Origin of the sequence: Acidaminococcus sp. (assembly GCF_050873445.1) — a bacterium.
Classification (GTDB): Bacteria; Bacillota; Negativicutes; order Acidaminococcales; family Acidaminococcaceae; genus Acidaminococcus.
Map to the genome: position 1 here is coordinate 1 of NZ_JBNMIU010000029.1, position 20,842 is coordinate 20,842.

At 53.0% G+C, this 20,842-nt stretch carries 13 protein-coding genes and 3 tRNA genes; all 16 read right to left on the reverse strand.

Features of this window, described 5'->3' with window-relative positions; translation table 11 throughout:
- Positions 1–203: 203 nt before the first annotated feature.
- A tRNA-Ile gene (locus tag ACR0QW_RS06335) sits at positions 204–278 on the reverse strand.
- Between the two features lie 39 nt (positions 279–317).
- Positions 318–2,093, reverse strand: coding sequence for an RNA polymerase sigma factor RpoD (gene rpoD, locus ACR0QW_RS06340; RefSeq protein ID WP_432642866.1), 1,776 nt, complete (start codon positions 2,091–2,093; stop codon positions 318–320).
- Between the two features lie 48 nt (positions 2,094–2,141).
- Entirely contained in the window at positions 2,142–3,953 is a 1,812-nt protein-coding gene (dnaG, locus tag ACR0QW_RS06345; protein WP_432642867.1) for a DNA primase, read from the reverse strand.
- Between the two features lie 105 nt (positions 3,954–4,058).
- On the reverse strand, positions 4,059–4,880 hold the full coding sequence (locus ACR0QW_RS06350) for a pyruvate, water dikinase regulatory protein (protein ID WP_432642884.1): 822 nt from the start codon (positions 4,878–4,880) through the stop codon (positions 4,059–4,061).
- Entirely contained in the window at positions 4,873–5,538 is a 666-nt protein-coding gene (locus ACR0QW_RS06355) for a helix-turn-helix transcriptional regulator (RefSeq protein WP_432642868.1), read from the reverse strand. The genes ACR0QW_RS06350 and ACR0QW_RS06355 overlap by 8 nt, the downstream gene beginning before the upstream one ends.
- Before the next feature lie 75 nt (positions 5,539–5,613).
- Positions 5,614–8,010 carry a phosphoenolpyruvate synthase gene (gene ppsA / locus ACR0QW_RS06360; protein WP_432642869.1) on the reverse strand — a complete coding sequence of 799 codons (2,397 nt, stop codon included), beginning with the start codon at positions 8,008–8,010 and terminating at the stop codon, positions 5,614–5,616.
- Between the two features lie 140 nt (positions 8,011–8,150).
- On the reverse strand, positions 8,151–8,714 hold the full coding sequence (locus tag ACR0QW_RS06365) for a flavin reductase family protein (RefSeq protein WP_432642870.1): 564 nt from the start codon (positions 8,712–8,714) through the stop codon (positions 8,151–8,153).
- A 40-nt stretch (positions 8,715–8,754) separates the two neighbouring features.
- On the reverse strand, positions 8,755–9,726 hold the full coding sequence (locus ACR0QW_RS06370; RefSeq protein ID WP_432642871.1) for a FecCD family ABC transporter permease: 972 nt from the start codon (positions 9,724–9,726) through the stop codon (positions 8,755–8,757).
- 123 nt (positions 9,727–9,849) lie between these two features.
- Positions 9,850–9,924 (reverse strand) — tRNA-Glu (locus ACR0QW_RS06375).
- Positions 9,925–10,382: 458 nt separating this feature from the next.
- A tRNA-Gln gene (locus ACR0QW_RS06380) sits at positions 10,383–10,456 on the reverse strand.
- A gap of 101 nt (positions 10,457–10,557) precedes the next feature.
- Positions 10,558–11,304 (reverse strand): metallophosphoesterase, encoded by a 747-nt coding sequence (locus tag ACR0QW_RS06385; RefSeq protein WP_432642872.1) that lies wholly within the window; start codon positions 11,302–11,304, stop codon positions 10,558–10,560.
- A 51-nt stretch (positions 11,305–11,355) separates the two neighbouring features.
- Positions 11,356–12,654 carry a TIGR02679 domain-containing protein gene (locus ACR0QW_RS06390; protein WP_432642873.1) on the reverse strand — a complete coding sequence of 433 codons (1,299 nt, stop codon included), beginning with the start codon at positions 12,652–12,654 and terminating at the stop codon, positions 11,356–11,358.
- On the reverse strand, positions 12,651–16,712 hold the full coding sequence (locus ACR0QW_RS06395) for a TIGR02680 family protein (RefSeq protein WP_432642874.1): 4,062 nt from the start codon (positions 16,710–16,712) through the stop codon (positions 12,651–12,653). The genes ACR0QW_RS06390 and ACR0QW_RS06395 overlap by 4 nt, the downstream gene beginning before the upstream one ends.
- Entirely contained in the window at positions 16,709–17,884 is a 1,176-nt protein-coding gene (locus tag ACR0QW_RS06400) for a TIGR02678 family protein (protein ID WP_432642875.1), read from the reverse strand. The genes ACR0QW_RS06395 and ACR0QW_RS06400 overlap by 4 nt, the downstream gene beginning before the upstream one ends.
- Positions 17,885–17,888: 4 nt before the next feature.
- The gene (locus tag ACR0QW_RS06405) at positions 17,889–19,370 is read right to left on the reverse strand and encodes a TIGR02677 family protein (RefSeq protein WP_432642876.1); all 1,482 of its coding nucleotides are present in this window, start codon (positions 19,368–19,370) and stop codon (positions 17,889–17,891) included.
- Between the two features lie 250 nt (positions 19,371–19,620).
- On the reverse strand, positions 19,621–20,742 hold the full coding sequence (locus ACR0QW_RS06410; RefSeq protein WP_432642877.1) for a DUF362 domain-containing protein: 1,122 nt from the start codon (positions 20,740–20,742) through the stop codon (positions 19,621–19,623).
- Positions 20,743–20,842 lie beyond the last annotated feature (100 nt).

The window sequence follows — 20,842 nt, forward strand, 5'->3', positions numbered from 1 at the left end:
ACTTTAAACGATTTCGAGGAAGGATATTACTGTTGTCTAAGGTAAAACTAAATTAAAGATGGACGTAAGCAAAAATGCTCACGTCCATGAATGGTGGATGATTTGAAATTCGCCCCAACATTTGACAAAGAACCAAAAAAGAACTTCCCTTCTCTTGAACCCATTATGGATTCAAGAGGAAGGAAGTTCGCATGGTGAAGGTTTGGTGGGCCCACTTGGATTCGAACCAAGGACCAACCGGTTATGAGCCGGGGGCTCTACCGCTGAGCTATAGGCCCAATGTAAGAATTATATAACAGAAAGCAAATCCCTGTCAATTATTCCAGGAATTCCTTCAGCGGTTTGCTCCGCTTCGGGCTCCGCAATTTGCGCAGGGCCTTGGCTTCGATCTGCCGGATCCGTTCCCGGGTGACCCCGAAATACTGACCCACTTCCTCCAGGGTACGGGTCCGCCCGTCCAGCAGGCCGAACCGCAGTTCCAGCACCCGCCGTTCCCGGGCGCTCAGGTGTTCCTGCAGTACCTTCCCCAGCTGTTCCTGCAGCAGGGTATAGGAAGCAGCATCCGCCGGAGACGGTGCCTCCTGGTCTTCGATGAAGTCGCCCAGATGAGAGTCTTCTTCTTCACCGATAGGAGTTTCCAGGGATACCGGTTCCTGAGCGATTTTCTGGATCTCCCGCACCCGTTCCACAGGCACATCCATTTCCTTGGCAATTTCTTCCGGAGTCGGTTCCCGGCCCAGTTCCTGCAGCAGCTGGCGGGATACCCGCACCAGCTTGTTGATGGTTTCCACCATGTGCACCGGAATCCGGATGGTCCGGGCCTGGTCAGCAATGGCACGAGTAATGGCCTGCCGGATCCACCAGGTGGCGTACGTACTGAACTTGAAGCCCTTATTATAATCAAATTTCTCTACGGCCTTGATCAGCCCCAGATTTCCTTCCTGGATCAGATCCAGGAACAGCATCCCACGGCCCACATACCGTTTGGCAATGCTGACTACCAGGCGCAGGTTAGCTTCAGACAGGCATTTCTTGGCGTTATCTCCGCAGAATTCCATGCGGTGGAGTAAGCGGGTGAACTTCTTCTTGTCTTCCTCGATCTGCTTCTGGATTTCCTCGTCCGCCTTTTGATGAGCGGCCTTGTCCTCGATCACCGTGAACAGTTCCTGCAGAGTCCCCAGGTAGCTCTTGTCAGCTTCCTCGCCCTTGGGGATATCCACTGTCTTCACGTTGTGCATCACTTTGTATTTGTTTTCCTGGAGCAGCCGGTTCAGCCGCTTCTTTTCATCCATGGTAAACGCAGTGATCAGATCCTGATACTGGTCATGGTCCAGCACATGGTCCGTGTTGGCCAGCATCTGGGCCCGCTTGTAGGCCAGCGAAACACTGCGGTTATCCACCCATACGCTTTCCCTGGTCAGCAAATCATTGGCCTGCTCCAGCAGTTTGCCCACGGACAGCCGTTTGTTCACCGGTTCGAATTCTCCGTCAGGTTTGTCCCCCTTCAGAATAGCCTTGGCCTGGTTCCCCTTATCGGCCCGTTTGGCCAGTTTGATTTCATCATCCCCGGCCAGCAGAGGCACCCGGCCGATTTCCTTCAGGTACATGCGGACAGGATCGTCTACGATGACCCCTTCCGGAACGGACAGGTTGGCCAGTTCCGATTCGTCCACTTTCAGTTCATCTTCATCGATGTTGTCCGGTTCTTCGTCTTCAGAACCATCATCGACCACTTCAATGTTCTTTTCAGCCAGTTTGGAATAGATGGCATCCATTTGATCCACAGATACATCATCTACATTCTGCAGCCGGTCCTGGATCTCTTTATAGGTGAGAACGCCGTGGTTCTTTTTGGCCAGCGCTTCAAACTCGGCTAAATACTCCGCCGCGGTCTTGGGCTTATCCTTTTTACTCGTCTTGCTCCTGCTCTTCGTTGCTGAACCCGCCTTTCCCGTGGTTTTTGCCGCCTTCTTCTTTTTTGGAACAGCCTTGGCCTTACCCGCCGTAGTGGTTTTCGCCTCACTCTGTCCTTCTTTCGATGTCACGCTCTGAGACACCTGCGGCTCCAATTCTTTCTTTGCTTTTTCAGTCATTGGGGCGTTCCCTCCTTTCTATCAAATGAGAAAAATCATCCACACCCGTCATTGGACCAGTCTGGTTAATTTCCCTATCTCCATTTTTATTCGCCGACATTCCTCTAATTCCTGCAAAAATTTTTCATTGCCCTCTTTTTCATACTTTTCCGCCAGCTGGCTGTGTTTTTCATATTCCTTATCCAGAGCTGCCACCTGCAGTCGGCTCAAACAGTCCGTCAGGATGGAAGGCAGTGTATCCGGCTCTACATTCAGGCTCAGGATCCGGGTCAGCTCGGACTGGGCCTCCTGTCCCAATCCGGCGAACAGATCCCTGGGATCCTGCAGTGTTCCCTGCTGCACAGCCTGAAGAAACACCCGGAAGATTTCCTGCCGAGCCGCCGTAGTAAAAGCCTCCAGGCTGGCAATGCCCTCCTGCCCCGGCTGGGGCGGGATGCCCTCCAAAAAAGCCCGCAGCACCAGCCGTTCGGCCTGTTCCGTAGGGCTGGTCAGCTTTACCTGCTTCTGGGTCAGCCATTCCGGATTGAAAGGCTTCTTTCCCTCACCCTGATGGGTCAGCTTCCGGTATTCGCTCTGGATCAGTCCCTCATCGATGGAAAGCCGCCGGGCCAGATCCCGGATACGTTCGCCCACTTCCACATCACTGGAGCAGTCCAGGAAAAAGGGCAGTACCCTGGCCACTGCTTCCACCTTGCCTCCCAGGGTCTCCGTATCACAGGCTGCCAGGGTGGTGTCCACCTGATAATCCATGCCGGGTCTGGCGTTCTTCAGCAGTTCTTCGAAAGCTTCCCGGCCCTCCTTCTGGATGAATTCATCCGGATCCTTGCCGTCAGTCACATGCATCACCCGGCATTTCAGCCCGGCCCGCAGTGCCAGAGGGATGGATCGCATGGCCGCTGCCCGGCCGGCCCGGTCGCTGTCGAAGCAGAACACCACTTCCGGGGCCAGTCGTTTCAGCAGCGCCGCCTGGTGCCCGGTGAACGCTGTACCCATGGAAGCCACTGCCCAGTCAATACCGGCCGCATGGAGACTGATAGCGTCCATATGGCCCTCCACGATCAGAGCCTGCTGCCGCTTCCGGATGGCCGGGGCTGCCCGGTCCAGACCGAACAGCAGGTTTCCCTTATGGAACCAGGCCGTTTCCCCTGTATTCATGTACTTGGCCGGTGAAGCATCCTTATTCAGGATCCGGCCAGTAAAACCTACCACTTTGCCCCGTGGATTCCGGATAGGAATCATAATCCGCTCCCGGAATTTATCATAGACGCCGCTGGTCTTCCGCCGATTCACCAGTCCAGCCTTCAGCAGCACCTCATCCTTCACGCCCCGTCCTTCCAGGGCCCGGGCCAGAGTAGTAAAATCCGGCGGAGCCATGCCCAGGCCGAAGGAATCAATTATATCCCGGCCGATACCCCGGCCGGCCAGGTACTGGATACCCATCTGCCCGTAATGGGTATTCACCAGGCAGGAATGGAAAAACCGGGCCGCCAGGTCATTGGCCTCCAGTACTTCCTTTGTCTCCTTTTCCCGGGCAATCTCCTGGGCAGTCTTGGCCCTTTCCGGCACCGGGATGCCATATTTGCCTGCCAGCTGTTTCAAGGCTTCGGGAAAAGTCAGGTTATCCCGTTTCATCACATAGGAAAACACATCGCCCCCGGCTCCACAGCCGAAGCAGTGGAACAGACCCTTGGCCGGATCCACTGTAAACGAAGGAGTCTTCTCCCCATGGAACGGACAACAGCCCCAATACCGGCTGCCCTTCCGCTTCAGGTTCACAGTTTCCGAAACGATACTCACCAGATCGGCTGCCTGACGCACCTGCTCTTTGAAATTGGCGAATTTCTCTTTCATGTCATCCATGGGGTTCATCCTGTTCTTTCTGCAATATTATTCTTATTCGACGAAAAAGAGGAAATTCCTGCTTTTACAGGGATTTCCTCTTGACAAGGCAAAAAAACTCCGTTTTCAGGATTCGTAATCGAACCGTTTCCGCAGATATTCCAGGATCAGACTGGCGGTTTCCTCGATGGCCCGGTTGGACACATTGATGATCATGCAATGGAGCTGCTGCATGATGGCCCGGGCGTATTCCAGTTCCTCCTGGATCCGGTGGATATCCGCATAGTTAGCGCCATCAGTGAGGCCCATGGCTTTCAGCCGGGCAGAACGGATCTCGTTCAGCTTGAAGGGATCGATCAGCAGGCCGATGATCCGGCTGGAAGGAACCTTGAACAGTTCTTCCGGCGGTGGAATCTCCGGCACCAGAGGAACGTTGGCCACCTTCAGCTGTTTATTGGCCAGGTACATGGACAGCGGCGTCTTAGAAGTCCGGGATACCCCGATGATCACCAGATCAGCCTTGGCCAGGCCCCAGGGGTTCTTTCCGTCATCGTACTTGATGGCGAATTCCACCGCCGCTACCCGTTTGAAGTATTCATGGTCCAGGGCATGGATCAGGCCGGGCTGGTTCTTGGGCAACAAGCCAGAAGTCTTTTCGATGGCTTTCAACACAGGGCCCAGGATGTCCACCACTTCCACATCCAGTTCGATGGCTTTCTGTGCCACCGCTTCCCGCATTTCCGGGGAAACGATGGTGTAGCACACAATCGCATTCTGTTCCTTGGCTTCCGTCAGGATCTTGTTGATCTGCTCCACACTCTTCACGTAAGGTACCCGGATGATATCGAATTTCTCCTGGACGAACTGGCTGGTGGTGGCTTTCACCACCGATTCCGACGTTTCGCCGATGGAGTCTGAAATGGCATAGATAATCGGTGCTTTAGCTATGATAGGTTCCTCCCTTCCCTTCTGCCAGCTCTACCAGAAGACGGGTAAAGTTGGTCTTGGTCACCCGGCCCAGCAGCTGCAGTTTGCGGGGATCATCCCCCACCTGGCGCACTACGGGCAGGCAGTCGATTTCGCTGTCCATGAGCCGCCGGGCTGCCGAGGCAGCCGGTTCCTCCGGAACGGCTGTGACGATTTTGCTGAACGGCGTCATCACCATGGCCACAGGCAGCTGATGCAGATCCGAACCGGGAGTAATGGCTGCCTTCAGCAGGTCTTTCCGGGAAACCACCCCGTAGAGCAGACCTTCCGGTCCTTCCACCACGAACACCGTACCCACATCTTCCAGGAACATGGTGATAGCGGCGTCATAAGCACTTTTGTCGCTGCTGACCACAATGGGGACGCTTTTGATGTCTTCCACCGTAATGGAGGACAGTTCCTCCTGGAGCAGGCCCAGGGTGTTCTTGCCAGTATAGAAATAGCCCACCCGGGGCCGGGCATCCAGGATGCCGCTCATGGTCAGGATGGCCAGGTCGGACCGGAGAGCGGCCCGGCTGAGCCCCAGTTCCCGGGCAATGGTTTCTCCCGCCACAGGACCTTCCTGACGCACGATTTCAGCGATTTTCCGTTGTCTTTCACTCAGAGGAATGGGACTCATCTCCCTTCCGAAAGATTCTGTTTCCATTATAAAAGAAAAGGGGCTTCCATGCAAGGAGCCCCTTTTTTGCAACAATTACCAGGCAAGTTCGGCGTCATTTAGGTTCCGTCCCCGTCCGGTGAGCTTATCCAGGATCAGCCGCTGTTCCACCTGGGCCACCATTTTTTTGGTGAACTTCACTGCATCCGGGTTCACGGACATGCTGTCGATGCCGCTCTGCACCAGGAAGGCGGCGAAATCCGGGTACACACTGGCGGCCTGGCCACACAGGGAAACGGTCTTGCCGTCTTTGTGGGCCACTTCGATCAGATGACGGATGGCCCGGCGCACGGCCAGGTTCCGTTCATCGAACAGATGGGCAATGCCGTCGTTGTTCCGGTCACAGCCCAGGATCAGCATGGTCAGATCGTTGGAACCGATGGAATATCCATCCACAAACTGATTGAACTGGTCAGCCAGGATGATATTTGCCGGAATCTCTGCCATGAGCCATACCTTGAAGTCAGGTCCTCTGTGCAGTCCTTCTTCCGCCATGATTTCCACCACTTTCCGGGCTTCGTCCACCGTGCGGCAGAAGGGAATCATCACGTTCAGGTTCTTCAGGCCGTATTCTTCCCGCACCTTCCGTACAGCTTTGCATTCCAGCCGGAAAGCTTCCGTATATTTGGGATCATAGTACCGGGAAGCACCTCTCCAGCCCAGCAGGTCACTGGGTTCATGGGGTTCGAATTCCTCCCCGCCCTTCAAGTCACGGTATTCCGTGGATTTGAAATCGCTGAACCGCAGAGTAACCGGCCGGGGTGCCATAGCTGCGCACACCTTGCGGAACCCTTCTGCCAGCATATCCACCACTTTTTCCGGATGACCGGTCTTGATCAGATACAGAGGATGTTCATGGATATAAGTGGTCCAGATGAATTCTTCCCGCATAAGGCCGATACCATCGCAGGGCAATTTGCTGTATTTCTCAGCCAGATCCGGATCACCCAGGTTCATGTAGATTTTGGTACCCGTCACCGGGAAAGTTTCCTGAGCCACCACGGCAGCAGCCTGTGGAGCTGCAGCGGCTTCCGCCTTCTTCACCTGCAGGTTTCCGGCGAACACTACACCATTGGAAGCATCCACGGTGATTTCTTCCCCGTTCTTCAGCACGGAGGTGGCAGCCTTGCCCTGGCTCTTGGTCCCTACGATGCAGGGGATGCCCAGTTCCCGGCTGACGATGGAAGCGTGGCAGGTCATGCCGCCGCTGTCGGTGACAATGGCCTGGGCCTTCTTCATGGCCGGCACCCAGTCAGGAGCTGTCATTTCAGTGACCAGGATCTCCCCGTCCTGGAATTCATCGATGTCCTTCGGATCCGCAATCACATGGACCTTGCCATAGCCCATGCCCGGGCTGGCCGGCAGGCCTTTCAGGAGGACCTTGGCATTCTCTGCACTCTGCTGGGGCTCCTTCACAGTCTCCGCCTTCTTTTCCTTGTTTCTCCGGGACCATACCGTTTCCGGACGAGCCTGGAGGATCCAGATTTTTCCATCCCGTTCGTCAATGCCCCATTCCATATCCATGTAGCAGCCATAATGGGCTTCGATTTTCTTGGCATACCCGGCCAGTTCCATGATCTGCTGGTTGGTCAGAGTCTGGCGTTTCCGGTCCGCTTCCGGCACCGGCATTTCTTCCGTATCGCCGCCCTGTTTGCGGACCAGCATTACATCCTGTTCGTTCACGGTGGCAGACAGGATCTTCATGTCGTCCTTGGAAACGATGTAGGTATCCGGCGTCACTACGCCACCGACTACGTATTCGCCCAGGCCCCATGCCCCTTCAATCATGATGTTCTTATCATCCCCATTGGCTACATTCACGGTGAACATAACACCGGCAGCCTTGGAGAACACCATCATTTGCACCACCGCCGACAAAGCCAGGGACAGATGATCATAGCCCTGTTTTTCCCGGTAGTACACGGCTCTGTCAGTGAAACAGGAAGCGTAGCATTCCTTCACTTTGGCGATGACCTGATCGGCGCCCTGCACGTTCAGATAGGTATCCTGCTGGCCGGCAAAACTGGCATCCGGCAGATCTTCAGCGGTAGCACTGGAACGTACGGCCACGTAAGGAGCCTTTTCTCCCATTTTCCCGGCCAGTTCCGCATAAGCCTTGCGGATAGCATCCTGGAGATCCTGGGGCATTTCCTGTTCCATGATGGCGGCCCGCAGCTGTGCGCAGACACTGCTCAGCTGGTCATTGTCGTCCACATTGGTCAAGCTGGCCAGCAGACTGCGCATCCGCTCTTCCAGACCAGTAGCCTTAATGAAGTACCGGTAGGCGTAAGCCGTAGTAGCGAATCCATAAGGCACGGGCACGTCAGTCTTGGAGGTCATTTCGCCCAGAGAGGAGGATTTTCCTCCTACGATGTCCACGTCTTTCCGTTCCAGCTGTTCGAACCACAGCAGGTATGCTTTGGATTTATCCATTGTCATCGCTCCTTTTATTGCACACTATTCGTGAGTAGTTCCTTAATATAGTGTATACTATATCACTATATTGTGCGTTATTCAAGAGAATACAATAAAAAAAAGAGTGTGAAAGATGATTGCACACTCCCTTTCAAGGATTACTCTTTCCCCGGTGCTTCCGGATGGGCGAAGGCCCTGCCCACGGTCTTTGCAGCCACCAGGTACGTATGGTTCATGGCATCGAACACCAGGGGCCGCAGCTTGGCCGGATCCACCCTGCCGTCAGTAAGCACGCTCTCATCGGCGCTCATATTCACGATTTCGCCCACCAGCCGTTCGTTTTTCTCATCATAGCTTTTCACTCTGCATTCCAGCACCACGGGCAGTTCCGCAATGATGGGAGCATTCACCCGGCTGGATTTTTCCACATGGAAACCGGCCCTGGACACTTTATCCGGCACTTTGTTCCCGGAAACCATGCCCACATAATCGCAGGCAGCCAGCTGGTCTTCTGTAGCCATACTCACGGTAAAGGCCCCGTTCTTCTTTAAGTTGGCTACAGTCTTATGGGTGCGGGCCAGACAGAAAGAAATCTCCGTATCGTTGGAAATCCCGCCCCAGGCCGCATTCATGACATCCGGATTCCCATTTTCATCATAGGTTCCGATCATATACACCGGCTGCGGATACGTCACCGGTTTGGCACCAAAATCTTTACGCATGGATATCACCCTCCTTATCCTTTCATTATACGAAATGCTGTCAACCCCGTCGGCGCAGCAGCCACAGAAAATAAGGTGCCCCGAAGAGAGCCGTGACAATGCCCACCCGGATCTCACCTCCCGGCAGCAGGGCCCGTCCCAGGCTGTCACACAACACCAGGAACAGAGCGCCGCCCAAAGCACTCAGAGGCAACAGGCTCCGATGGTCAGGACCTGTTAAAAGCCGCAGCATATGGGGGATGATGAGCCCCACGAACCCGATATTCCCGCCGGCACATACAGCCAGGCCCATGAGCAGAGAAATCCAGCCCATCACCAGTTTCCGCCAGTGCGGGGCATCCAGCCCCAGAGAAAGAGCCTGTTCCTCTCCCAAGCTCAGCAGGTTCAGCGGCCGACCCCACAGACAGAGGACGATAAGCACCATCAACAGCAGAGGCAGCAGGATTGCTGCCTGCTGCCAGGTGCCCACCCCCAGATTTCCCAATGTCCAGAAAAAGTACTGACGCATGACAGCATCGGGAGCAAAGCTCAGAAGCCCTGCTGTCAAGGCCCCGCAGAACAGGCTGACAGCCACCCCGGCCAGGAGCAGTCTCACCCGTTCATTGCTGTCCTCGCCCCGGCCCAGCAGTCCCACCAAAAATGAAGCCAGCGCTGCCCCGGCAAAAGCACCCAAAGGCAGGAACAGGTAATTCACAGCCGGTAGTCCGGTGAGCAGCAGAAGCACCGCACCCAGGGAAGCTCCGCCGGAAACCCCCAGGATGCCCGGATCAGCCAGGGGATTGCCGAAAAGGCCCTGGAGGCCCGCCCCAGAAGCCGAAAGAGCCGCCCCCGTGCCAAGGCCCAGCAGCAGCCGGGGCAGGCGCAGGTTCCACAGGACATTCTGCTCCAGGGGCGTCAGATTGCCGCCAATGAGATGGGTCAGGGGTACAGGTACCTGTCCGGTGCCCAGAGCCAGCAGGCACACAGGAGACAGCGCCGCCAGCAGGATGCCTGTGATTGTTCCCTTCTTCATATCTGCTCTCTCTCCTTCTCCATGAATTGAAAAAGGCTGCCGCAGATGCGACAGCCTTTTTTATGTTATGCAGTAACTTCCTCACGAACACTTGGCCCGCACGGGATTCCCACGTATAAACCTTGGTAGCGCCAACGAGAATCGAACTCGTGATTTCGCCTTGAGAGGGCGACGTCTTAGCCGCTTGACCATGGCGCCATGAACCTTGCAATAGGTTACTTAATTAGTATACGCTGACAGTGACCTGCTGTCAAGTTTTTTACGTCCGCCGTTTCTTCTGCACCAGGACCGTCACAAGTATGACCAGTGCCACGTCCGGCAAAGTGCAGCCGATGACCAGATCCACACAACACCTATAGAACAATTGAAGGGGTGTTGTAAGGCTGTCTTTTGCTATCTTTTCGATAAACTATACCCCCTTTTGGTTATACAGAAAGACGTTAAGAATCTAGTTTCCTGTGTTTCTATGTGTGATAGCAATGCAAAAAGACACCTAGAACACATGTCCTAAGTGTCTTAAAGTTTCCTATAATGAGTTGTAATGAAGCGCATGTTAAAGACTGCTCAAAGGCCGCCCCGGCGCTTCCCACAGGCACCCGTGGTACGCAAGGTTCCTTTTTTGTCTCCCCATAGCCATCTTCCCACAGATAAAAAAATGGCTCCGGGACTAGGGCTCGAACCCAGACTAGAAGATCCAGAATCTCCTGTGCTACCATTACACCATCCCGGAGTAATCTCTCGATTGTTTCTTGCTTCTCTCGAGAGCACTTCTATAGTATAACCGGGAAGTCGGTAAATTGCAACCCCTTTTTCAAAAAAAGTTGGATTTTTTTAGTCCAAAATTTTCTGGGGCACAAAATCTACGTAATCTCCGGAAACTAGCCGATAAAAGACTCCGTTGTGTTCTCCTTTGTAGCTGTCATCAAAAGTATTCTCCCCATGGCAATGGGCGTAAACCACCTGCTGGGCTCCATACTGTTCCGCCATGCGGGTAAAGATACTATCTTCCTCCAGAATATTGGTAGGAGGATAATGCAGGAACAGGATGAATTTCTTATATCCGGCTGCCCTGGCCTTTTCAAAAGATTCCTCCAGCCGCTGCGCTTCCCGTTTCACCAGTTTCCGTGCATGCTTCTCGGCTTCCTCATCCCAGCTGAGTACTTCACCGGTAAACCGGTTGATGAGAAACGGACCCTCAAATGTGAAGCCCTTGGTACCCACCAATGCATAGTCCCCGTAGGCAGCAAAGTTGTTCTGTAAAAAGAACAGCTTCCCGGCGTACCGCTGATTCAGCGTATCCGTTTTCTGGGCTTCCCAGAACATGTCATGGTTGCCCCGAAGCAAAACCTTCCGGCCGGGCAGGGCAGCAATGAACTCCAGATCTTTCTGGCACTGCGGCAGCTTCCGGCCCCAGGAATGGTCTCCCAGAAGGACCAGGATGTCGTCGGGTTTCACCAGTCGGCAGCAGTTCTTCCAGATTTTATCTTCATGATGGACCCACACCGGACCCATGGCATCCATACTCTTGTCAGGCCGCTGAAAAGCCAGGTGCAGGTCTCCCAGTGCATATAGAGCCATCGCCATCCACCTCCTTGGTTATATTACAGCACAACTCTGTACAGCCGGGAATCATTTTCCCATTTCTGACCATAATCCCGGAATGTTTTCCTGATATCCGGCCCTTTTCCGCTCACGGAGCAGTTTTGCCACCGGCAGAAGTTCTGGATCGGTAATTCGCTCCAGCAATTTCAATCTCCGAGGCGAAACAGCCTTCCGGGGATTACTGGACTGATAATCTTCCACACTCATATGCCAAAATGAAAAAGGGCCCTCATAACTTTTTTTCAAGTTTTGGGCTATGAGCAGCCCTTCCGGATCCAGATCTCCTGCATACAGGATGTGTATCCCTGCCTGCCCCATCAGTTTCAGCAACTGGAGCAGTGCCAGTCTGGGCTGACCATTCCCGCATATCACAGTTTTTCTTCCCCTGGCCAGCATGGCAAATACCGAAGGATTTTCCACCATATATGCCTGAAGTCCGAAGCACTGGACCTGCCGCCAGCCTGCCAGCACAAGGAGAGGGACCTGGACCGGTTCCCGAAGTTCCGTAAACCCGTCCATCCCTGGATGGGGCTTTCCGTTTCTATCCAAAGCCCGAAGGCCATACAAAGTGACTGCATTGGAAATTTCATCTACCAGCAGACCTCCCCGAAAAAGCAGCTGCTGCCGGCGTAAAGACACTGGCGAAGAATGCTGTTCTTTTTCTCCCTGCTGCGCTGCATACCAGGAAAGGATCTTTTCCAGATCGTGTCCCCCTTCCTGATCCCTGTCAAATCCATGAGGATTTCCTGTAAGCCGTGCTGCGAACAATGCCAAAGAGCAGTGCCCTTCTTTACGGGACGGCAGATTTTCCAGAATCTGGACAAACTGCTCCACCCGATCCTGGAATCGATTCTGTTTTCCCTGATTCCAGCTCCGTTTCAAAGCAGGATAAAAATCTTTCCCAGCCGGCTGCTCTCCCAGTATATCCGCTACCCACTGCTGCACCAGTAAATCTTTTGAACTCTGCTGCAATTTCTTCCAAAAATCCGTCCATGCCTGCTGCATTCTCTCCTGCTGTTCCCGACGGGAAATGGGCAATGTACCAAATCTTTGCTGCAGGATCTGTTCTGGAGCCACAGCAGCAAAACGGCTTTCTGCCAGCGCTCTGCTGAACTGTCTGGCAGATACCATGGCTTTTCTTTTCCCTTGATAATTTTTCTGCAGGAATCCTTCCAGAGCTTCCCGTTCCTCCGGATTCTGAAATGTTACCTGTACAGAGCCTCCAAAAGTCCCATAAGATTCCATTTTTTCATAAAACCCACGGAGCAGCCGATAAAAAACCGGACTCTCAGAAAAATAGGCCAGACATGCTTCTAGGGTTTTCATACGGTTTCATTCTCCCTGGCTGAATCCAGTACATGCCGCACTTTTCCATCCCAGCGATAGGCCATGACGCTGACAAATTTAGCATTATCGGGCCGGAGCAGCTGGTAAATGGCCAGCCCATCCACCGTATCACTGTCTCCCCAAAGTACCTGGGAATTGATGATAAAATTGAACTGGAATTCGCTCATCAATTTGAACATATCCCGGATGTTCCGCTGATCCACCCCGGCAAAAGCTTCGTCCAGTGCAATCAGCCGGGGTGCATCCTCCCGGGCTGCCTGATAACGGGCCACCACGGCCGAGAACAGAGGAACGTACATGGACATGGCTTTTTCCCCGCCGCTGAAGGTTCCAAACACACTGTTGATCAGTTCTCTCTGTTTTTCCCCGCTTTTTTGGGTAAACAATTGGAACTCGAACCATTTCCGATAATCCAATGCTTCCTTCATTACCTGGTAGAAGGTAATTTCACCTCCGCTGTCAGCGGCCTGTCGACGGGCCCTGGCTACTTTAGAACGGAAATGGGCATTCAGTTTCTGGGCTTCCTCCTCCCGCATGACCCGATAATCCTTTTTCAAAAGTTCCACCAGTTCAGCCGTATCCAATTCGTCTTCATTTTCTGCTGTACGGGCTCTCCAGCGCAGATGCAGCCGCAGACCGCTGGAAGTATCCATTCGCCCCATGAGCTGGTTCATCTGATTGACCCAGTTCCTGGATTCGTAGATCCGGCTGCGGATTTTCCGTCCCACCGTATTAGAAAGGACATCTTCGAACAGTTCCCTGTCCTGATCTCGGATCAATCCTTCCAGATGCTGGATTTCTTCGCCCAGGTACTGTTCAAGTTTGGGAAAAGCTACTCGGTTTCCCTGATATTTGGCAGTGATATTCAGACGCTGGGCTTCAGGCCAGCCCTCCTGACGCTGCTTCTCCTGTTCCGTAAACAGGTGCTGGAATTGAAGGAAATAATCGCTGAGATATTCGTTATTTTCATAGAACACCTGATTCAGACTGCCAATCAGATTTCCGTTATTTTCTTTTGTTTTCCCCAGGAGCTGTTTCACCTGTTCCGGCGTCCATTCTTCTTTTTCCTGGAGTTCCGGAAGATATCCCAGAGCCAGTTCATCCTGCCATACCTGCAGGGCAAAGTACATTTTCCCCTGCAGGGCTGCCTGTGCCTGCAAAAATTCCTGCTGTTCCTGCTGCAGTTGTTCCACTGCATGCCCGGCAGCATCAATCCAGCGGACACATTCTTCCAGCCGTTCTTCATACGTTCCCAGCCAATGGAGACAGGCATCCAAAGTTTCCCGGATTTCTGCATAGTTGGTCAGTGCCAGCTGTGTCTCCAGGTTTTCCCGATTTTTCCGTACTTTTTCCTCTTCCAGTTGGAGCCGTGCCGCTTCCGTTTCCACCATCTGACGATCCTGACAGATATCCCGGAGCTGTGACTGCAGATCCTGCAGACGTTCCGCACTCTTCATCACAGTTCCATGGAGTCCTTCCAGCCGGGTCAGCAGCTGCTGATACTGGATACAGGCCTCCCTGGCCTGGACAAAGGCAGCATAATCACAGGGCAGATATAACTTCCCGGCCAAAGTCCGGGCTTCTTCCTGTTTGTCCTGGATAGAATCATGGAGTCCACGGATTTCCTGCTCCCGTTCCTGTCGTTCTTCTGACAGCCGTTCCAGGATGTGTTCCTGTTCCTCCAGATTTTCCCAGGCTTTCCGGACTCCTTGCTCCCGGGGGAAAAGCTGACTTTCATCTTCCAGTCGCGTCTCCCGGTTCTGGATATCCAGAATGGCATTCTGCCGTTTTTCCAGTGCTGCCTGTACAATGGCCAGCTGCTCTTCCAGTTCCTGGAGTTTTCGCTGGCGCAGCGCTTCCCGAGCCTGGATTCCGATGAGTCCGGCCTGGTATTCTCCCGTACCGGTTCCTTCCACCAGTCCCAGCTGATAAGAGCCATCTTCTCGCAGTGCTGTACTTCCCGTACCATTCCAGGCGATGCTGGCCAGTAATTCACGGGTCTGTTCCTGGAACGGTGAATGCTCTTCCTGCTGCAGGACATCCAGCAGCGTACTTCCCTGGACTTTTTTCTGGCAGAACAGGTACCGATCTGCCAGTCCGGCCACCGGTTTCATAACCCGTTCTCTTTCCTCTGCCGGAAGTACCAGAGCATCCAGGATACCCATCCGAAACAGGGCTTCTTCAATGTGGTTGCAGACTGTTTCCGGTACCTGGGGCTGGAAATCCAGCAATTGATATAAAGGCTGACAGGAAATCCCCATCCTGGCCAGCCGACGCCGGTTTCGCAGGACACATTCCTCTCGTTCCGGTTCTGGTTCTTTCCGGTTTTCCCATTCCAGCTGTTCCTGTTCCAGTTTTTGTTTCTCCGCCAGTTGGTTTTCCTGTTCTGCCTGCAGTTTATTCCGCTGCACTTCCAGTACACTGAACTGCTGGTTCTTTTTCCCCTGTACCTGCTGAGTCAGATATGAAAAGTCCATTTCTCTGCTGTAAGCATCCATGGCCCTGGCAAATCCTGCACACTCTTCTCGGGTCACCGGCAGTTCCCGGCAATTTTCCTTCCAGGAAAACAATTTTTCTTTCCATTCCGAAATTGTCTGCTCCAGATTTTCCTGGGCGTTTCGCACAGCCCGCTCCTGCTGGTCGCTTTTTTTCTGCAGCTGGTCCCGTTTCTGGAGCTGTCCATCCAGTTCCTTCTGCACTACACGGATTCGATCCAGCAGCACAGTCCCCTGTTTCAGGGTTTCTTCCGTTTTCCTCACCTGCAGCCGATGGGTAGAGGTATCCAGTGGACCCAGGCTCTGGAATTCCCCTTCGAAAAAAGCATGCTCTTCAAAGCCCATGGTCCGTGCCGGTGCTTCCATCTCCTGCAGCAGTATGCTTTGCTGTTGGAGCATCTTTTGCAGCTCCTGATCCTGTTGTTCTTTTGAAGCTTTCAGCTTTGCTTCTCTCTGCTGTTTCGTTGCTTCCTGCTGCTTTTTTCCCCGCAGCCGTTCCTGCAGCTGCTTTTCCTGCTCAGCCAAAGCATTGCTCTTCTCTTTTAAGGCAAAAGCATCATTCAGGCTCAATTCTTCTTTCTGGGCTTCCCGTACTTTCTTTTCCAGCTGGAGTTTTTCTTTTTCCTCCTGGGCCTGCCCATGGAGTCCCTCCTGTCTTTCCAGTTCTTTCCGGTTCTTTTCCAGTTTTTCTGTCAGTTGTCCGGCCTGCTGGCGACAGGCAACCAGTGCAAAAGTCTTTTCCAGCAGGTTCTTCCGGTTATAGGCTCCAAAGACCCGTCCGATTTTTTGCGCTGCGGTATAGGCTTTTCTCTGCTTTTCCAGATTCAACTGCAAGGTATCCATATTTTCGATGGCTTCCGCCATGGGACGCAGATCATCATCGGACAGGGGCTGGAGAGAATCACTGAGGATATCATTGATAACGGTAGGTTTGAAATCCCGGGAAAGTTTCGGAGTCCGCAGCTGGATCAGCAGATTGATCATCTCCCGATATTGTCCCGGCGTATTGAACCCAAAAATCTGCCGGTTCACATAAGCCATATACTCGGCCTGCCGGGAGAACACCTGTCCGCCCTCACCGATCCGATTTTCCAGTTCCCGCCGGGAAAGAGTGATTTTATCTCCCTGATCCTTGTACAGCTGGAAATCCACTCCGATCCGCCGGCCATCCTGGATACCGAAATACCATTTATCCAGAGGCCGTCCACGCCGGGCCCGGATTCCCATTCCCACTGTCACATAGGTAGGACTGTCTTCCCGTTTGAATTCCAGATAGAGATATCCGGTCCGTTCCTCCCGGGAATCACCTTCTTCCAGCAGATAACTGGCCATTTTCCGATCCCGGGAGCCGAACGGATCCAGTCGTTCCGGGCTCATATCTCCATCCAGCAGCAACGGGATCACACTTTGCATGGTCACCGATTTTCCTGATCCATTGGAACCTCGCAGCAGCATTTTCCCTTTGACAAAAGGAAATTCCTGCTCATCATAATACCAAAAGTTGATCAATCCGATTTTATTAGCCTGCCATCTGCTGCTCATGCCTTTCTCCTTTTTCTCCGTTTTCGGCGATTTGTCTGTTCCAGCGCTTCTCCGGAGTCCGGATATCGGCCTTCTATTTTGCCCAAAATAGGCATCAGCAGGATCTGCCGCTGCTCTGGAATTTTTTGGAGCATGGTCCACTGCTCCATGTTTTCTTCCATTGCCCGGAACCATTCTCCTTCTGTCATATCCCGATAATTCTTGGTCAGTGAAGGCAGGCATTGCTCCCTGGCTTCCCGCAGGAGTCCTTCGAATGCCAGCTGGTCCACCAGGATGGTTTCATCTTCCCGAAGCTGCAAGTTACCCTGCCCCACTTTTTCCCGGATCAACCGGCTGATTACCAGGAGGCAGTCACTGGCAACCGTATGGCCTGGTAAGGTTTCCCCCAGCCGGCTGTCCTCTCCTTCTATCAAATAGGCGCTGCCTTTATGGATATCCAGGCGGCATCCCAACTTTTCTTCCAGTTCGTTCTCCATCCGCCGCCCATAATTTTTCAGATACTCAAAGTCCTCCGGGATACCTTCGCTCTTATAGACACCCGGTGAGAAGAGCAGACGGTTGTACACCCGATGCCGACGCGCAATCCCCCTGTCCTCCCCCATTTCCTGCCACTGGCTCTGGAAGAACTGTTCCGGCCGGGTATAGTGCATAATATCCACCGTAAAATTTCGCATAAAATACCGGGAAATCCCCGTATTTTCGTACAGAACCTCGCCTTCGCCCCCATTCATGAACACTTCATCACTGCCGTCTGTTACAGCCAGTATTTCCTGTTTATCAGCATATCGCAGGACCCGGATCAGACGCCGTCTTTGGGTATAACTGGTCCAATCCGGAGCAGCTCCCGGCATATGGGTCTTCACATATTCTGTCAGCTGGGAAAGGATGAACTGCTCCCCCGGATCCTTATCCTCCAGAAACATCAAAAGTACGCAGAAAAAAGCATACTCTTCCCGGGATGCGAACTCCCTGATTCCCATAAAAGGCTGAGGCTGTACCGGTATTTTATCCATTTTGACCAGCAGGGAGTTTTCCAAAATGGAACAACCCATTTTTTCGGTTGTGAATTTCCTGATTTCCCCCAATTGATCCCGAATCTGATAATACAATTTTTTATTCTGCCTTTTGGTGATCCAGCGCTGATTCAGCAAGGCTTCCAGTTCTTCCTGCATCTGTTCACTCCTCTTCAAAGATCAGTTCCAGGGCGGGCATAGTCAGATTTCCATCCAGGCAATGGAGGACACAGGGCGGCTGCTGCGGATGCAGTACCAGACGATACCTGCGACCGCTTTCTGTCCTCCCCCGATGATCGCCGTGTTCCAGACCATTAGAAACCCATTGCAGCAAGGTTTCCCGTACCTGCGGTTCTAAGACAGGCAGAGCTGCAAACTGGATACGATGATCTTTTTCCAGCGCTGCCAGTTTTTTCTGTTGTTTTTCCATCTTCTTTCGAGTTTCCCGCAAGACCCTGGCTCTCTGGGCTGATGTATCCGGCACCGGAGAACGATGTTCCTTCTCCCGTCCGCTCCGCTGCCGATTCCGCAGGAGTACTTCCAGCGGCACTTCCTCATAGACAGAGCTGTTCAAGCTGTCCGTTTCCCGTGACTGGCAGGAACGGAGATGCCGGGGCTTTTCGAGTCCAAAAACAGCGGCTGCCATGCAGTGTGCCTGAGAAAGATCTCCACAATCCAGGAACAATTCCGCCACTTTCCGATACTCTTCTCTCCGATTCACTCCCAGGGTGTTCTGTTCACTGATCTGGGCTGCATAACGGGTAATCCGCCGGATGATGTCATTGGTCCGGTCAAAAAGTTTTCCGGCCTCGTTTTCTCCGCCTCCCTGGCCCACAAACCAGTTATGGATGCTCCCATATCGTCTTTGAGCCAGTTCCAGCAGCTGCTGCCGGTTCACTTCCACTTCCATTCGGGGAATGGACAAATGGTATTCGACCGTTTTTTCCAATAGCTGCTCTACCAGATCCGTTTCCAATCCAGCCAGGATTTCCTCAATGATTCCCACATTGCTTTGAAGACTGCGTACAAAGTTCCGCAGATATTCGATCAGCCGATCCTTGAACAGGAGAAAAGCCTGGGTTTTCATCATTTCTTCAGCCTTTATGCTATTCAAGTCCCGAAGATAATCATTGGTATTCTGGTTCAGCCGTTTGAAATCACTGTTCAGATCATTCCACCAGGTATAGACGCTTTCCGATGGTTCCTGCAGCATGGATGGAAACTGTTCCACTTCCAGCCGGATCCGTTCCAGCAGGGACGGTTCCAGAGAAGATCCTTCCACATGGAGGTTTTCCAAATGTTCGATGAATCGTTCGATTTCCACACTGGTAGCAGACAACTGATATCGGTATCTCCGATTTTTGAATTCGTCGATGGTCCTGGCATTGCGGGTATCCTGATCTACCTCCAGATTTTTCCATTCCATCAGTGCTGCCAAATCCTGCCGGCACTGTTCCTCCTGATACTCTCTGAAATAAGGCTCTGAAACCAGCAGCTGATAGATGTCTTCTTCATAGAGCCAGTACTTGCCTGTTTCATACTGTTCATAGAAGGCCCGCATGATACAGCGGTACCGATCCGCATTATCCGCATTGAGATAACGGAGTTCCGAAATCTTACGAAGCCTTGTCTCTGTAGCAATCATTCTATTCTCCCTACTCTGAGCCAATCCCGTCGCTGTTCCTATTCTTGAAGCAGTTTCAATTCTTCGGCAGCTGTCAACATAAGATCAATTCTTCACACTTTTCCTCTAAAGCCTATCATGATAAACAGGAAACATCAACTTCAATAATCAGGGTAAATCTCATAAAAAAATCCAATTTGGCTTTCAGCGGTGCCGTCCTGCGCAGCAGGAAGCAGCACTGATGGAATAGCCAAATTGGATAGATACTGACTTACATCTTAATCAATTCATACTGTCTTGTGCCAATCCCGATCTTTTCCCCGTACTCCAGAGTGGTTTCCCAATCTACCCGGGGATTGCTGTCCAGGAAATGGTCGTGATGACATTTCCAGCCCTTTTCCGCCAAATGGTCGGACAGCTGGCTGCCCGGCAGAGGCTGAGCTTTCTGGCAGGCATCAGCGCAGGCCTGATCCAGAGCCACCGGGTCGAAAGAGGCGAACATGCCGATATTGGGCAGGATGGGGGCATCATTTTCCCCGTGGCAGTCGCAGTTGGGAGAAATATCCATGACCAGATTGATATGGAAATTGGGCCGGCCGTGGATCACAGCCAGGGCGTACTCAGCCATTTTCTTGTCCAGCAGTTCGTTGGCATCCCACTGCACCGTCTCGATGGCATCAAAGGCACAGGCCCCAATGCAGCGGCCGCAGCCGGCACACTTTTTCTCATTGATGTGAGCTTTGTGGTTTTCGTAGGAAATAGCGTCAGACCCGCATTCGGAAGCGCACCGCTGGCAGCCCCGGCACAGTTCTTCATTCACCTTGGGCTTGCCGGAGGAATGCTGTTCCATTTTGCCGGCCCGGCTGCCGCAGCCCATGCCGATATTCTTCAAAGCCCCGCCAAAACCAGTGCATTCATGCCCTTTGAAATGGGCCAGGCTGATGAACACATCGGCGTCCATCACTGCCCGTCCGATTTTGGCCTTCTTGACGTATTCCCCGTTCGGTACCGGCACTTCCACTTCATCAGTGCCCTTCAATCCATCACCGATGATGATCTGGCAGCCAGTAGTGGTAGGATTGTACCCATTCAGGGCTGCACATTCCAGATGATCCAGAGCATTTTTCCGGCTGCCTGGATACAGGGTATTACAGTCCGTCAGGAAAGGTTTTCCTCCCTTGGCCTTGATCAGATCCGCCAGAGCCTTCACATACTGGGGCCGGATGGTAGCCAGATTGCCCAGTTCACCAAAATGCATCTTGATGGCCACATATTTGCCTTCCAGATCCATTGTTTCCAGCCCGGCCCGCTTACACAGCCGCTGGAGCTTCGTCAACAGGCTGGTCCCCACCGTGCACCGGAAATCCGTAAAATATACCTTTGCCTTTTCCATTGTTCTCTCCCCTCTATGGGCCGCTTTAGCGGTCCATCCACTTATCTGCGGCCTGTTTGCAGAGGTAAAATACCTAGGCATCTCGCCTCTGCTCAGCCGC

Coding starts and splice junctions, on each gene's coding strand:
- ACR0QW_RS06390 (WP_432642873.1), bottom strand. CDS start 12,654: ATGAAAACCCTAGAAGCATGTCTGGCCTATTTTTCTGAGAGTCCGGTT.
- ACR0QW_RS06405 (WP_432642876.1), bottom strand. CDS start 19,370: ATGATTGCTACAGAGACAAGGCTTCGTAAGATTTCGGAACTCCGTTAT.
- ACR0QW_RS06365 (WP_432642870.1), bottom strand. CDS start 8,714: ATGCGTAAAGATTTTGGTGCCAAACCGGTGACGTATCCGCAGCCGGTG.
- rpoD (WP_432642866.1), bottom strand. CDS start 2,093: ATGACTGAAAAAGCAAAGAAAGAATTGGAGCCGCAGGTGTCTCAGAGC.
- ACR0QW_RS06395 (WP_432642874.1), bottom strand. CDS start 16,712: ATGAGCAGCAGATGGCAGGCTAATAAAATCGGATTGATCAACTTTTGG.
- ppsA (WP_432642869.1), bottom strand. CDS start 8,010: ATGGATAAATCCAAAGCATACCTGCTGTGGTTCGAACAGCTGGAACGG.
- ACR0QW_RS06400 (WP_432642875.1), bottom strand. CDS start 17,884: ATGCAGGAAGAACTGGAAGCCTTGCTGAATCAGCGCTGGATCACCAAA.
- ACR0QW_RS06370 (WP_432642871.1), bottom strand. CDS start 9,726: ATGAAGAAGGGAACAATCACAGGCATCCTGCTGGCGGCGCTGTCTCCT.
- dnaG (WP_432642867.1), bottom strand. CDS start 3,953: ATGGATGACATGAAAGAGAAATTCGCCAATTTCAAAGAGCAGGTGCGT.
- ACR0QW_RS06355 (WP_432642868.1), bottom strand. CDS start 5,538: ATGAGTCCCATTCCTCTGAGTGAAAGACAACGGAAAATCGCTGAAATC.
- ACR0QW_RS06385 (WP_432642872.1), bottom strand. CDS start 11,304: ATGGCTCTATATGCACTGGGAGACCTGCACCTGGCTTTTCAGCGGCCT.
- ACR0QW_RS06410 (WP_432642877.1), bottom strand. CDS start 20,742: ATGGAAAAGGCAAAGGTATATTTTACGGATTTCCGGTGCACGGTGGGG.